Source organism: Streptomyces sp. NBC_01268 (genome assembly GCF_036240795.1).
In the GTDB taxonomy this organism is placed as follows: domain Bacteria; phylum Actinomycetota; class Actinomycetes; order Streptomycetales; family Streptomycetaceae; genus Streptomyces.
Window position 1 is genome coordinate 395,866 of record NZ_CP108454.1, and the last position, 14,971, is coordinate 410,836.

5 protein-coding genes are annotated in these 14,971 nt (G+C 73.2%); all 5 read left to right on the forward strand.

Going from position 1 to position 14,971, the window contains the following annotated elements:
- The first annotated feature begins 30 nt into the window (after nucleotides 1-30).
- From OG309_RS01735 to OG309_RS01755, 5 genes are read left to right on the forward strand one after another with little or no spacing between them, the layout of a single operon-like run.
- Nucleotides 31-9,456: a non-ribosomal peptide synthetase/type I polyketide synthase gene (locus tag OG309_RS01735; RefSeq protein ID WP_329417670.1), complete on the forward strand. Its 9,426-nt coding sequence runs from the start codon at nucleotides 31-33 to the stop codon at nucleotides 9,454-9,456.
- Nucleotides 9,443-11,128 (forward strand): phytoene desaturase family protein, encoded by a 1,686-nt coding sequence (locus OG309_RS01740; protein WP_329417671.1) that lies wholly within the window; start codon nucleotides 9,443-9,445, stop codon nucleotides 11,126-11,128. The genes OG309_RS01735 and OG309_RS01740 overlap by 14 nt, the downstream gene beginning before the upstream one ends.
- Before the next feature lie 11 nt (nucleotides 11,129-11,139).
- Complete coding sequence (locus OG309_RS01745; protein WP_329428077.1) at nucleotides 11,140-12,783, forward strand: phytoene desaturase family protein; 1,644 nt, start codon at nucleotides 11,140-11,142, stop codon at nucleotides 12,781-12,783.
- The gene (locus tag OG309_RS01750) at nucleotides 12,780-13,835 is read left to right on the forward strand and encodes an MDR family NADP-dependent oxidoreductase (RefSeq protein ID WP_329417672.1); all 1,056 of its coding nucleotides are present in this window, start codon (nucleotides 12,780-12,782) and stop codon (nucleotides 13,833-13,835) included. The genes OG309_RS01745 and OG309_RS01750 overlap by 4 nt, the downstream gene beginning before the upstream one ends.
- Nucleotides 13,832-14,914: a Rieske 2Fe-2S domain-containing protein gene (locus tag OG309_RS01755; protein WP_329417673.1), complete on the forward strand. Its 1,083-nt coding sequence runs from the start codon at nucleotides 13,832-13,834 to the stop codon at nucleotides 14,912-14,914. Before OG309_RS01750 ends, OG309_RS01755 begins: the two co-directional genes overlap by 4 nt.
- The last annotated feature ends 57 nt before the right edge of the window (nucleotides 14,915-14,971 follow it).

The following is a 14,971-nucleotide window of genomic DNA, read 5'->3' on the forward strand; positions in this document are numbered from 1 at the left end:
ACCGAGGCGCCATCACCTCCGGATTGGATCATGACGGACTCACCCAACGCCGCCTTCCGTGACAAGGTCGCGATCATCGGCATCGGCTGCCGCCTCCCCGGACACGCGGGTGACCACCGGGCCTTCTGGCGGAACCTGATCGAGGGGCGGGACTGCCTCGTCCCCACCCCGGCGGACCGGTACGACACCACCACGCTCGGCAGCCGCGACCGAGCCAAGCCGGGCCGGCTCATCGGTGGCCGGGGCGGCTACATCGACGGATTCGACGAGTTCGACCCGCACTTCTTCGGCATCAGCCCGCGCGAGGCGGAACACATGGACCCGCAGCAGCGCAAGTTGCTGGAGGTGTCCTGGGAGGCACTGGAGGACGGCGGGCAGAAGCCGGGCGAACTGGCCGGCCGGAACGTCGGGGTGTTCGTCGGCGCCTTCACCCTGGACTACAAGATCCTGCAGTTCGCCGACCTCGGCTTCGAGACGCTGGCCGCCCACACCGCCACCGGCACCATGATGACGATGGTGTCGAACCGCATCTCGCACTGCCTCGACTTCCGCGGCCCCAGCGTCTCGATCGACACGGCGTGCAGTTCCTCCCTGGTGGCGGTCCACCTGGCCTGTCAGAGCCTGCTGCGCGGTGAGAGCGAACTGGCCCTGGCCGGAGGCACCCTGCTGCACCTGGCGCCGCAGTACACGATCGCCGAGACCAAGGGCGGCTTCCTCTCCCCCGACGGGCGCTCGCGGGCCTTCGACGCCTCCGCCGACGGTTACGTACGGGCCGAGGGCGTCGGTGTGGTGGCGCTCAAGCGCCTGTCGGACGCCCTGCGCGACGGCGACCCGGTGCACGCGGTCGTGATCGGCAGCGGCGTCAACCAGGACGGGCGTACCAACGGCATCACCGTTCCCAGCGCGGACGCCCAGGCCACGCTGATCGAGCGGGTGTGCACCGAGGCGGGCGTCGCACCGGGCAGCCTCCAGTACGTCGAGGCGCACGGCACCTCGACGCCGGTCGGCGACCCGATCGAGGCCGAGGCGCTCGGCCGGGTGCTGGCATCCGGCCGGCCACCGGGGGCCCGCTGCTACGTCGGCTCGGTCAAGACCAACATCGGGCACACGGAGTCCGCCGCAGGAGTGGCCGGACTGATCAAGACGGCGCTCGCCCTCCGGCATCGCCGCATCCCGCCGCACCTGAACCTGGAACACCCCAACCCCGCCATCGACTTCGCCGCCCTGCCCTTCGAGATCCCGACCGTCGCGGTCGACTGGCCGGAGCACGACGGCCCCGCCCGGGCGGGCGTCAACTCCTTCGGCTTCGGCGGCACCAACGCCCACGTCCTGCTGGAGGAGGCTCCGCCGCTCGGGCGACGCGAGCGGAGCGCGGCGGGTCAGGCGCCGCCCTTCTCCGTGCTTCCGCTGAGCGCCCGCCACCCGGCGGGGCTCGCCGAGCTGGCCGGCGGGATCCGGCGGGAGCTCGCCGCGGGGGTGTCGCTCGCGGACCTCGGGCACACGCTCGCACACCGCCGCCAGCGGTTCGAGGAACGGCTGGCGGTCGTCCACACCTCCCGGGAGTCCCTGGACGAGGCGCTGGCCGCCTGCGAGCGCGGCGAGCAGCACCCCCGGGCGGTGCGGGGCCGCCGGCGGGAGCCCGGGCAGCGGCGGCTGGTCTGGGTGTTCACCGGCATGGGGCCGCAGTGGTGGGGCATGGGACGTCAGCTGCTCGACGCGGAGCCGGTCTACCGGGCGGCGGTGGAGCGTTGCGACCAGGAGATCCGCCGGCAGGCCGGCTGGTCGCTGCTCGACGAGCTGACCAGGCCCGAGCCGGAGTCCCGGATGGCCGAGACCTGGCTCGCCCAGCCGGCCAACTTCGCGGTCCAGGCGGGGCTGGCGGCGCTCTGGGAGCACTACGGGGTGCGGCCCGACGCGGTGGTCGGCCACAGCACCGGTGAGATCGCGGCCTTCCACCAGGCCGGGGTCTACGGCCTGGAGGACGCGGTCCGGGTGGCGCTGGGGCGCAGCAGCCTGCAGCACCGGCTCGCCGGTACGGGCGCCATGCTGGCGGCGAACCTGCCCGAGGAGGAGGCCGAACGGCTCGTCCGCCCGTACCGGGACCGGGTGTCGGTGGCCGCCGTCAACAGCCCGGCCTCGGTGACGCTCTCCGGGGATGCGGACACCCTCCGCGAGCTCGCCGACCGGCTGGGCCGTGACCAGGTCTTCACCAGGTTCCTCGACGTCGAAGTCCCGTACCACAGCGTACGGATGGACCCGATCCGCGACGAGCTGCACGAGGCGCTGGCCGGGATCGAGCCGCGTCCGGCGACGCTCCCGCTGTACCTGACGGCCCGGGACGGACGCGCGCGCGGGCCCGAACTGGACGCCGGCTACTGGTGGGAGAACGTCCGGCAGCCCGTCCGGTTCCGCTCGGCGATCGACCGGCTCGTCGACGACGGCCACACCCTGTTCCTGGAGCTCGGCCCGCACCCCGTCCTCGGTCACTCGATCCGGGAGTGCCTGGACGGCCGGGCCGCGGACGGGCTGGCCTTGCCCTCGATCCGCCGCCGGGAGGACGAACCCGAGCGGTTCGCGCGCTCCCTGGCCGAGCTCCACACCCTGGGCGTCGAGGTGGACTGGACGGTGCTCCAGCCCGAGGGCCGGCCGGTGCCGCTGCCCTGCTACCCGTGGCAGCGGGACCGGTACTGGGTCGAGCCCCGCCCGGTGGCGCAGATCCGCCTCGGCCGGCTCGACCACCCCCTGCTCGGCCGCCGTACCGCCTCGCTCCAGCCGACCTGGGAGAGCCGGCTGGACACCGAGCGCCTGGCGTACCTGGCCGACCACCGGATCGAGGGGAGCACGGTCTTCCCGGCCGCCGGGTACCTGGAGATGGCCGCCCAAGCGGTCCGCGCGATGACCGGCGGCGATCTCGCCACGCTGGCCGACGTGGAGTTCTCCCGGGCGCTGTTCCTGCCCGAGGGCGAGTCCGCCACCGTCCAGCTCTCCTTCGCACCGGAGGAGGCCAGGTTCACCATCGCCTCCCCCGCCGCCGGAGGCGGAGGCGGACAGGACGCCGGAGCCGGAGGCGCGGACCCCACGGTCCACGCGAGCGGAGTCGTCCGCACCGGCCAGCCGTGCCGGGTCACGGGCCCGCTGGACGCCGAATCCATCCGTGCCCGCACGGAGCGCCGTCTCGACCGGGCCGCGTGTTACGGCGAGCTCGCGGCGCTCGGCTATCAGTACGGCCCGGCTTTCCAGGCCATCGACGAGGTGTGGACCGGCCCCGGCGAGGCGCTGGCCCTGATCCGCCCGACCCCGGGGATCGGCGCCGACGCGGCGGGCTGCCACGCGCATCCGGTGCTGCTCGACGCCTGCTTCCAGACCATGCTGACCGCGCTGTCGCCGCACGGCGGCCGTGCCGGTGGCATCCGCCTGCCCGTCGCGATCCAGGAGCTGCGCCTGGACCCGGTCGGGGACCGGCCGCTGTGGGCGCACGCCACCGTCACCGAGCAGAACGGGGAGGAGCTGGTCGGCGATCTCGCCCTGTACACCGAGGACGGGACACCGCTCGGCAGGATCACCGGGTTCCGCGCGGCTGCGGTGGATCGCGTGGCCTCCGCGGTCAGGCTGGGCACCATCGACGGGTGGCTGGCCGAGGTCGGCTGGGAGGAACTGGCGTCCCCCGAGCCGGTGCGCCCGGAGGGTGAGGTGTCCGGCGGCCCGTCGGGGACGCGGGCTCCCGACCTGCTGCTGTTCGCCGACACGGGTGGCCTCGCCGACCGGCTGGCCGATCGGGTGCGGGGCCGCGGCGGGCGGTGCCGGCTCGTGCGTCCCGGCCGCCGGTACGAGCACGGCGAGCGGTTCACGACCGTCCGGCCGGACTCGGCCGACGATCTGCGGAGGCTGTTCGCGGACCTCGACCCGTCCGTCCGGACCGTGGTCCACCTGTGGAACCTCGACCTGCCGCCGATGGACACCGTCGCCGCCGAGGACCTCGCCGGGATCGGCACCCTCGGCGCCTTCTCTCTCGTCCCGCTCGCCCAGGTGCTGCCCGAGGCCCGACCGGACGGACGGCTGCACATCGTCACCCGGGGTGCCCAGGCCGTCCGGCCGGGCGATCCGGTGGAGCCGTTCGGCGCACCCGCCTGGGGCATCGGCCGGGTGCTGTGGCAGCAGGAACTCATCGGCCACTCCGGAAAGCTGATCGACCTCGATCCGGCCACGGGACCCGACACGGGACCGAACCCGGGAGCGGACCAGGGAGCGGACGTGGGCCCGGACACGGTCCCGACCGCGACCCCGCCCGCCCCCTCCGCGGAGGAAGGGGAAGCCGACGCCCTGCTGCGCGAGCTGGCGGCCGACGACGGCGAGGGCGAGATCGCTCTGCGTGGCGGCCGCCGCCACATCAGTCGGCTGCGGCCGCCCGCCGGGCTCACCCGCCCGCTGCCCCTGCGACTGCGCGCGGACGGCAGTTACCTGGTCACGGGCGCTTTCGGCGCGCTCGGGCGGCTGCTCTGCCGCACCCTGGTCCGGCGCGGAGCCCGGCGCCTCATCCTGCTGGGCCGCACCGCCGTGCCCGACCGCGGCGCGTGGCACGGGCTCGATCCGCGGAGTCCCGCCGGGCAGCGGGTCGCCTTCCTGCGCGAGCTCGAGGCCCTGGGGGCCGAGGTGCTGGTCGCGGCGGTCGACGTGACCGATCAGGAGGCGATGGAACGCTGGCTGGCGGAGCGGACGAGCAGCGGGCTGCCGCCGGTGCGGGGCGTGTTCCACCTCGCCGGGCAGGTGCGGGACGTCCTGCTGCCGTCGCTGGACCGCGCGGCCTTCGACGCCGGCTACGGGCCGAAGGTGCACGGCGGATACCTGCTGCACCGGCTGCTGTGCGAGGAGCCGGTGGAGCACTTCGTCCTGTTCGCCTCGGTCGCCTCGCTGCTGACCACGGCCGGCCAGGTCAACTACGCGGCGGGCAACGCCTTCCTGGACGCGCTCGCCCATCACCGTCGCGCGCGGGGCCTGCCCGCGCTCAGCCTGGACTGGGGGCCCTGGGCCACCGGCATGATCGAGGAACTCGGGCTGGTCGCCCACTACCGGGACGCCCGGGGAATGAGCTCGCTCGCACCGGAGACCGGGATGGCGGTCCTGGAGCGGGTGATCGGGCAGGACCGGGCCCAGCTGCTGGTCGCGACCGTGGTGGACTGGCCGGTGTTCCTCTCCTGGTACCCCACGCCGCCGCGGCTGGTCTCCGGGCTCGCGGCCGCCGCGGCGCGGGCCACCCCGGCCGGGCAGGACGGCAGCCTGCTCGACGCCTTCCGCCGCTCGGACGCGACGGCCCGCGCGGAGCTGGTCGCCGAACGCTTCGCCGCGCTGGCCGCGGGCGTGCTCCGGGTGGGGCCGGAGCTGATCGACGCGGACAGCCGTCTCGGCTCGCTCGGTCTCGACTCCCTGCTCGCGATGGAGCTGCGGGCCCGGGTCCACACCGAACTGGGTGTCTCGCTGCCGGTGGTGGCGCTGCTCAGCAACGGTCCGGTCGGTGAGCTGACGGGCCGGCTCCACGAAGGACTGGACGAGCTGGTGTCGGCCGACGGAGCGCCGCAGGAGACGGATGTGGAGCTGTTCACCGACGAGCGGTGCCACCCGCTCACCCACAACCAGCAGGCCCTGTGGTTCCTCCGGCAGCTCAACCCCGACGGCTTCGCCTACAACATCGGCGGCGCGGTGGAGGTCCGCGCCGAGCTCGACCCGGAGCTGGTGTTCGAGGCGTTCCGCACCCTGATCGGGCGGCACCCCAGCCTGCGGGCCAACGTCACCACCGAGTCCGGCCGCCCCGTCCAGCGCATCCGGAGCGACGTCCGCGCCGACACCGGCCTGTTCGACGTCGAGGGCCGGCCCTGGGAGGAGATCCGCGCCCTGCTGGTCGGGGAGTACCGCAGGCCGTACGACCTGGAGGCCGATCCCCTGGTCCGGCTGCGGCTGTTCCGGCGCGCGCCGGACCGATGGGTGATCATGAAGGCCGTCCACCACATCGTCTCGGACGCGATCTCCACCTTCACCTTCATCGAGGAGCTGTTCGAGGTCTACCACGGCCTGCGCACGGGCCGGCCCGCGGAGCTCGCCCCGGTGCCCGCCCGCTACCTCGACTTCCTCAACCGGCAGAACCGCTTCCTGGCCGGGCCCGAGGCACGGCGGATGCTCGACTACTGGCGCGGTCATCTGCCCGACGAGGTGCCGGTGCTCGACCTGCCCACCGACCGGCCGCGCCCGCCGGTGCAGACCGACAACGGCGCCTCCGAGTTCTTCCTGCTGGACGAGCGGCTCAGCGCCCGGGTGCACGCGCTGGCCCGTGAGCACAACGTCACCGTGTACACGGTGCTGCTGACCGCGTACTACCTGCTCCTGCACCGGTGGTCGGGCCAGGACGAGATCGTGGTCGGCAGCCCCGTCACCGGCCGCACCGAGGAGGAGTTCGCCTCCGTCTACGGCTACTTCGTCAATCCGCTGCCCCTCCACGTCAGCCTGGCCGGCGATCCGACGGTGTCCGAGCTGCTGGCACGGGTGCGTGACACCGTCCTCGGCGGGCTGGACAACCAGGAGTACCCGTTCGTGCTGCTGGTCGAGCAGCTGGGCCTGCAGCACGACCCGAGCCGCTCGGCGGTCTTCCAGGCGATGTTCATCCTGCTCACCCACAAGGTCGCCGCCGAGCGCGTGGGATACGAGCTGGAGTACATCGAACTCCCGGAGGAGGAGGGGCAGTTCGATGTCACGCTGTCCGCCTACGAGGACCGTTCGGACGGGCGCTTCCACTGCGTCCTCAAGTACAACACCGACCTGTTCGACGCGGGGACGGTGCGGCGGATGGCCGAGCACTACCGCAACCTCCTCGACGGGCTCACCCGCGCACCCGCCGAGCGCCCGGCCGACCGGCTGCCGATGCTCGGTGCCGGGGAACGGGACCGGATCCTCACGGAGTTCAGCGGCGGCACCCGGAGGATCGACCACGACGTCCCGGTGCACGACCTGATCGGCAAGGTCGCCGCCCAGTACCCGGAGGCGGTCGCCGTGTCCGTCCCCGGCGGACGGCGGCTCGGCTACCGGGAGCTGGAGCACCGCTCCCGGCGCATGGCGGCCTCGCTGCGCGAACTCGGCGTCGGGGACGGCACGGTGGTGGCCCTCTGCCTGGACAAGTCCCCGGAGCTGGTGATCGCGCTGCTGGCGGTGGTCCGGGCGGGCGGCGCGTACCTGCCGCTGGACCCGGACCATCCGGCCGAGCGGCTGGCCGAGCTGATGACCCACGCCGGTGCCCGGCTCGTCCTGACCGATCGGCACCAGGACGGCGCGTGCCGCCTGCCCGGCAGGCCGGTGACCCTGGACGAGCTGGACCGGCCCGAACTCGACGCCCGGCCGGAGCCGGTCGTGGGCCTCGACCAGGCCGCGTACGTGATCCACACCTCCGGATCCACCGGCCGCCCCAAGGCCGTCCAGGTCAGCCACCGCAACCTCGCCTCGGTGTTCGTGGCCTGGCAGGCGGAGTACCGGCTGGACACCGAGGCCCGGGTCCACCTGCAGATGGCGGGCGTCTCCTTCGACGTCTTCACCGGGGACGTGGTCCGGGCCCTGTGCTCCGGCGGCACCCTGGTCCTGGTCGACCGCGAGCTGCTGTTCGACACCGCACGGCTGTACCGGACCATGCGGTCCGAGGGCGTCGACTGCGCCGAGTTCGTCCCGTCCGTGGCGCGCGGCCTGCTGGCGTACTGCGAGCGGGAAGGTCTGCGCCTGGACTTCATGAGACTGCTGATCGTCGGCTCGGACTCGTGGAAGGCGGGCGAGCACCAGCGGCTCCTCGCGCTCTGCGGACCGGACACCCGGGTGGTGAACTCGTACGGACTCACCGAGGGCACCATCGACAGCGCCTACTTCGAGGGCCCGGCCGGCCACCTGGAGGCGGGCCGGATGGTGCCGATCGGCCGGCCGCTGCCCAACAGCCAGCTGTACGTCCTCGACCGGCACGGCGAGCCCGTGCCCCCGGGCGTGGCGGGCGAGTTGTGGGTCGGTGGCGCCGGGGTCGCCACCGGGTACCTCGGCGAGCCGGAGCGGACGGCCGAGCGGTTCGTCACGCTCACGCCGGGCCGCGAACCCGTGCGGCTGTACCGGACGGGCGACCTCGGTCACTGGGACGCCGACGGGGTCCTGCACCTCCTCGGCCGGGCCGACGGCCAGGTCAAGGTCCGCGGCCACCGGATCGAGACCGGCGAGATCGAGGCCCGGCTGGCCGCCCGGCCCGAGCTCGCCCAGGTGTGCGTCACGGTGCGCCGGGACGAGGCCGGCGAGAACCTCCTGTGTGCCTACTGCGTGCCCGCTGAAGGCGCCGGCGTCGACCCCCGGGAGCTGCGCCGCCACCTCGCGGAGCAGCTGCCCACGTATCTGATCCCCGCGCACTTCACCGAACTCCCGGCCCTGCCCCTCACCGCGAACGGCAAGGTCGACCTCGCCGCACTGCCGGAGCCCCGGGCAGAGGCGGGACCGGACCGGCACGAGCCGCCGGTGACGCTGTACGAGCAGCGGATGGCCGCGCACTGGAAGACCCTGCTCGGGCTCGGACAGCCGGGCCTGCGGGACGACTTCTTCGAGGCGGGCGGCAGCTCGATCAAGCTGATCGAGCTGATCCACCACCTCCGGACCGAGTTCAACGCAGCCGTCCCGGTCGGCAGGCTGTTCCGGACCAGCACCCTGCACGGCATGGCCCGCACCCTGGAGGACGTCGTCACCGGTCGGCTCCCCGGCGCCGAGCCGTACCTGTGGTTCAACCCGGGTGCGGAACGGAGCAGGACGGTCTTCTGCCTGCCGCCGGCGGGTGGTCACGGGCTGGTCTACCGGCAGCTCGCCGCCCTGCTCCCCGAGTACCGCTTCGCCGCGTTCAACTACCTCTCCGGTGCGGACAAGGCCGCCCGCTACGCGGATCTGGTCGAGGAGCTCCACCCGGACGGGCCGTACACCCTGTTCGGCTACTCGCTGGGCGGGAACCTCGCCTTCGAGATCGCCGAGGAGCTGGAGCGGCGGGGCCGCACGGTGCGCACCGTGGTCATCATGGACTCCTACCGGATCGCCGAGGCCGTCACCCTCGGCGAGGAGCACCTGGCCGAGTTCGAGCACGAGCTGGCCGGGCACCTGCGCCGGCACACCGGGTCGGAGATCGTCGCCCGGGAGACCGTCGAGCAGGCCCGGGAGTACCTGGCCCACTGCGGTGCCCATCCCTCCGTGGGTGTGCTGCGCGCCCCGATCGTGGTGGTCGCGGACCAGGACAAGCTGCGCCGTTTCGCGGCGGGCGAGCCCGGCAGCTGGCACAGCGCCTCCACCGCCGGCTGCACGCTGCACCAGGGCCACGGGCGGCACGCCGAGATGCTCGACGGGGCGTTCCTGGAGCGCAACGCCGAACTGGCCCGCACCCTGCTGGCGGGAGGTGCCCGGCATGGCGGCGCGTGACACCGGCCCCCAGTGGAGCCCCCGGCCTCCGGGCGGACGGCCCCGCGTCATCATCATCGGCGCGGGCATGTCGGGCCTCGCCGCCGGCTGCTACGCCCAGATGAGCGGAGTGGAGAGCCGCGTCTTCGAGAAGCACGTCCTGCCCGGCGGCTGCTGCACCGCCTGGGCCCGGCAGGGCTACCTCTTCGACTACTGCATCGACTGGCTGATCGGCACCGCCTCCGGCACCGGGGCGAACGAGGTCTGGCGTGAGCTCGGCGCGCTGGACGGCAAGCGGATCACCGTGTTCGACCAGTTCAACCGGGTGGTCGACGAGCAGGGCAGATCCGTCACCTTCTACAACGACCCCGACCGCCTTGAGCGCCACCTGCTGGAGATCTCGCCCGCCGACGCCCGGCTGATCCGGTCGTTCTGCCGGGACCTCCGACGCTTCGCCGCCCTCGACCCGCGCTGGGAGCTGAAGCCGCCGCCGCTGAAGTCCGCGGTGGAGAAGGCCCGGACGCTCCTCGGCATCCTGCCCGCGTTCCGTCTGTACTGGCGCACCGCGGCCACCCCGATGCGCCGCTTCGCGGACCGCTTCCAGGACCCGCTGCTGCGCCGGGCCTTCCCGAACATGTTCCTGCAGGAACTGACCGGCTTCCCGCTGCTCCCCTACCTCTTCACCATGTCCTGCGCGCACAACGGCAACGCCGGCTTCCCGGAGGGCGGTTCGCTGGGGCTGGCCCGTTCGGTCGAGGAGCGCTATCTGGGCCTCGGCGGGCACGTCGGCTACCGCTCGCGGGTGGAACGCGTCCTCGTCGAGGACGGGCGCGCCGTCGGCGTCCGGCTCCGCAACGGGCAGGAGCACTTCGCCGACCACGTGATCGCGGCCTGCGACGGCCCGACGGTCCTGGACCGCCTGCTGGACGGGCGGTGGACGAGCCCGCGTACCGAGCTCCTCTACGGCGAGCTGCTGGACCGTCCGGACAACCTGTACCCGGCGGTGGTCTCCGCGTTCGTCGGCCTGGACGGCGCCCTGCCCGCCGGTGAACCGCACAGCACCACCTACCTGCTCGGCGCGGAGCGGGGCGCCGCCCTGCCGGGCTGCCTGCAGAACAGCCTGGTGGTCCAGCAGCGTTCGGGCTACGGCACCGGCTTCGCGCCGGCCGGGAAGTCGGTGCTGCACTGCACGTACTTCACCGACCACCGGTCCTGGCAGGAGCTGCGCACGGCCGACCGCCCGGCGTACCGGGCCCGCAAGCGGCAGGTCGTCGACTTCGTCCGCCGGTTCCTGGCGGAGCGGCACCCGGGCATCGACGAGCGGATCGAGCTGGTCGACGTGGCCACCCCGGCCACCACGGAGCGCTACACCGGCAACACCTACGGGAGCATCCTGGCCTGGAAGGCGTTCTCCGAGGCCGACGACGTGTCGACCGCGCTGGTCAACCGGGACCGGATGCGGCTGCCGGGCCTGAGCGGCTTCTCGATGGCCGGGCAGTGGACCGGCATGGGCGGCCTGATCCGGGCGGCCACCAGCGGCCGGTTCGCCGTCCAGTACCTGTGTGCCGAGCTCGGCCTGGAGTTCCGGGCCCGGCCGAGCGAGGGGACCGGGACCTGGCATCCCGGGAAGCTGGGCCGGCTGCCGCAACTCGAACCACGACGGACTGCCCGGAAGGCGGCGGTGGCCGAATGACCAGAAGGACCATGCTGATCGTCGGCGGGGGTCTCGGCGGACTGTCCACCGGCTGCTACGCCCAGATGAACGGCTACCGCAGCAGGGTGCTGGAGATGCACGAGATCCCCGGTGGTTCCTGCACCGCCTGGGACCGGGGCGACTTCACCCTGGACTGCTGCGTCAGCTGGCTGCTCGGCAGCGGCCCCGGCAACGAGATGCACCAGATCTGGCTGGAGCTCGGTGCCCTCCAGGGCAAGCGGATGCGCAACTTCGACGTGTTCAACACGGTGCGCGGCCGGGACGGTCGGGCGGTGCACTTCTACTCCGACCCGGATCGCCTGCAAGCCCATCTGCTCGCCCTCTCGCCCGCCGACGCCCGCCAGATCCGGGACTTCTGCGACGGGCTGCGCACCTTCCGCCGGGCCCTGGCCCGATACCCCTTCCTCACCCCGGTCGGGCTGATGAGCCGACGGGAACGCTGGCGGATGCTGGCCTCGTTCGTCCCCTACTTCAACGTGATCCGGCGCTCCCTCACCGTCCTGATGCGGGACTACTCCCAGCGGTTCCGGGACCCGCTGCTGCGCGAGGCGTTCAACTTCATCCTGTACGAGAAGCACCCCGGCTTCCCGGTCCTGCCGTTCTACTTCCAGCTCGCCGCGCATGCCGGCCAGTCGGCCGGCGTGCCCGAGGGCGGCTCGCTCGGCCTGGCCCGCTCGGTCGAACAGCGCTACCGCGGGCTCGGCGGCGAGGTCGCGTACAACGCCAAGGTGGTGGAGATCCTGGTCGAGGAGGACCGTGCGGTCGGTGTCCGGCTCAGCGACGGGAGCGAGCTCAGGGCCGACATCGTGGTCTCCGCCTGCGACGGCCGCACCACCCTGCTGGAGCTGCTCAAGGGCCGGTACCTCACCGACGCCTACCGCGAGCTCTACACCAGGACGATCACCGAGCCGGGCATGGTCTTCCCCGGCTACCTCACCGTCTTCCTCGGCCTGCGCCGCGCCTTCCCGGAGGGCGAGCCCTGCACCACCCACCTGCTGGACGAGGCCTTCGCCGCCCGACTCACCGGGATCCGCCACCCCAGCATCAACGTCCAGTTCCGCAGCCGCCACTACCCCGAGCTGTCGCCCCCGGGCACCTCCGTCGTCTACGCCACGTACTTCTGCGACATCGCCCCCTGGCGGGAGCTGAGCACCGGCCCGGAGCAGGCCACGCGGCTGCGCCGCGGCGAGGAACTGCACACCCTGCCGGTCGGCCGCGGCCGCGCGTACCAGCGGGCCAAGCGGCAGGTGCGGGACGCGATCACGGACTTCCTGGAGCAGCGCCACCCGGGCCTGCGCGACGCGATCGCGGTCCGGGACGTCTCGACCCCGCTCACCCAGGTCCGCTACACCGGCAACTACGACGGCACGGTGCTCGGCTGGCAGCCCTTCGTGGCGAGCGGCGAGGCCGTGGAGCAGGAGGTCAAGCGCCACGGACCCGGCCTGCCCGGGCTCGCGAACTTCTACCTCTCGGGAGTCTGGGCCACCACCGGCGGCCTGATCAGGGCCGCGGCGTCCGGACGGCACGTCATGCAGTTCGTCTGCCGTGACGACGGCCGGCCGTTCACCGCCACCGTCGACCACAGCGCCCCCCTCCCCGTCCAACTCATCGACCCGGCAGGAGCAACCCCTTGAAGACCGAGAAGTGGATCGTCAGCGAGCACAACGACGGTGTCCCGGACGTGGACCGGATGTACGTGAAGGTGGTGGAGGACCTCGACACCGAGCTCGCCGACGACGAGATGCTGCTGCGCACCCGGTACGTCTCCGTGGACCCGTACCTCCAGGGCATCGCCCTGGACACTCCGGTCGGCGACCACATGGGCGCCGACTCGATCATGGAGGTGCTGGCGGCGGGACCGCGCGCCAGGTTCGCCGTCGGTGACCTGGTCCAGGGCTTCGGCGGCTGGCGGACGCACCTGGTCAGCACCGGTGCCCCGTCGCTGTGGCAGACCGGGACCTTCCCGATGGTCTTCCCCGCCTACCGCCGGTTGGACCCGGCCCACTACGACGACGCGCTGCCGCTGAGCACCGCGCTCGGCGTGCTGGGCGGTGCGGGCATGACCGCCTGGGGCACCCTGAACCGGTTCATGAGCGTCCGGCCCGGCGACACGCTGGTGATCAGCGGCGCGTCCGGCGCGATCGGCACTCTGGTGGGCCAGTTGGCCAAGCGTTCCGGCGCGCGGGTGGTCGGCACCACCGGTTCGCCGGAGAAGGCGGCCCGGCTGACGGCGCTCGGCTTCGACGCGGTGGTCGCCTTCCGGCACGGCGGGGACTCCGGCCAACTGCGCGAGGACCTCGCCAAGGCGGCCCCCGGCGGGGTCGACAAGTACTTCGACAACCTCGGCGGGGTCATCACCGACACCGTCTTCCCCATGCTCAACGTGGACAGCCAGGTCGCGGTCTGCTGGCAGTGGGCCAGCCAGGTCGGCGGCGAGTGGTCCGGCCCTCGCCTGCTGCCGTACATCATGTTCCCCCGCACCACGATCCGCGGGATCTTCGCGCTGGAGTGGTTCACCGACGAGAACTGGGCGGCCCTGCACGCCGACCTCGGCCCGCTGGTCCGCGGCGGGGAGGTCCGGTACCAGCAGACCGTGCACCGGGGCTTCGACAGCATCCCCGCCGCCTACCGCAGCCTGTACACCGACCGGGCCGGATCCTTCGGCAAGGTCCTGGTCGAGCTGTGAACCGCGGGTACACCCGGTCCTTCACCGAGGGACCGAGCCCGGCCGACGCCCACGCGCCGAGCCTGCCGTACCCCGACGGCTGGTTCGCGGTGGCGTTCTCCTCGGAGCTGGTGCCGGGCACGGTGCTGACCCGGCCGCTCCAGGGCGAGGACGTGGTGCTCTACCGGCTCCGCGACGGCGGGGTCCGGGCGGTCCGGCCGTACTGTCCGCACCTGGGGGCCCACCTCGGGCTCGGCTCGGTGGAGGGGGACGACCTCCTGTGCCCCTTCCACCGGTTCGCCTTCGGCCCCGACGGCTCCTGCGTGCGCACCGGGTACGGCACGCCTCCCCCGCCGTCGTCCGACCTGACCCTGCTGCCGGTGCGCGAGGTCAACGACACCGTCTTCGTCTGGCGGCACCATGACGGTCGGTCCCCGGACTGGGAGCTCCCGGCCTGGCACACCCTCGGCGCGCGGGCCCCCCGCCTCGCCACCTGGGAGATGGCGGGCCACAGCCAGGACGTGGTCGAGAACGCGGTGGACCTCGGCCACTTCACCCCCCTGCACGGCTGGGGCGAGTCCGAGGTCGCCGAACCCGCGGTGTTCGAAGGACGGAGCTTCCGGGTGTCGGTCCGCTCCCGCGAGCGGGTGCCGCTGCTGGGCGAGAGCCCGCTGGAGGTGACGCTGGAGGGCTGCGGCATCAGCCGCGTCCACGTGTGCACCGCCCTCCCGAGGTTCGGCGTGCGCACCTGCGCCATGTACGCGGCCACGATGATCACGCCCGGCGCCTTCCAGTTGCGGCAGGCGAGTTGGCTGGACGTGGCCGAGCCGGACGCGCTTCCGGCTCCGGTGGGCCGGTGGCTGAGCCGGTCGGCGGCGCGCCTTCTGGCCGGGGTGATGTTCCGGGGGAACTGCGAGTTCGTCGCCCAGGACTTCCCGGTGTGGGCGACCAAGCGCTACCAGTCCCCGCCCCGGCTGGCCCGGGGCGACGGTCCGATCGGACCGTTCCGGCACTGGGCCCGCCAGTTCTATCCGGCGGACCCGCTGCGGGCGCACGTGCCGTCGTCGGTCCGCGCGGCGGAGGGGAGCAGGGCGACCTGAAGGGCGGGCCGGAGGCACCATGCCGCTGGGCCGAAGCTGACGGCGCTGACGGCACTG

Bases quoted from the DNA above. Each gene is read 5' to 3' on its own strand.
- OG309_RS01735 (WP_329417670.1), top strand. From the start codon at position 31: ATGACGGACTCACCCAACGCCGCCTTCCGTGACAAGGTCGCGATCATC.
- OG309_RS01740 (WP_329417671.1), top strand. From the start codon at position 9,443: ATGGCGGCGCGTGACACCGGCCCCCAGTGGAGCCCCCGGCCTCCGGGC.
- OG309_RS01745 (WP_329428077.1), top strand. From the start codon at position 11,140: ATGCTGATCGTCGGCGGGGGTCTCGGCGGACTGTCCACCGGCTGCTAC.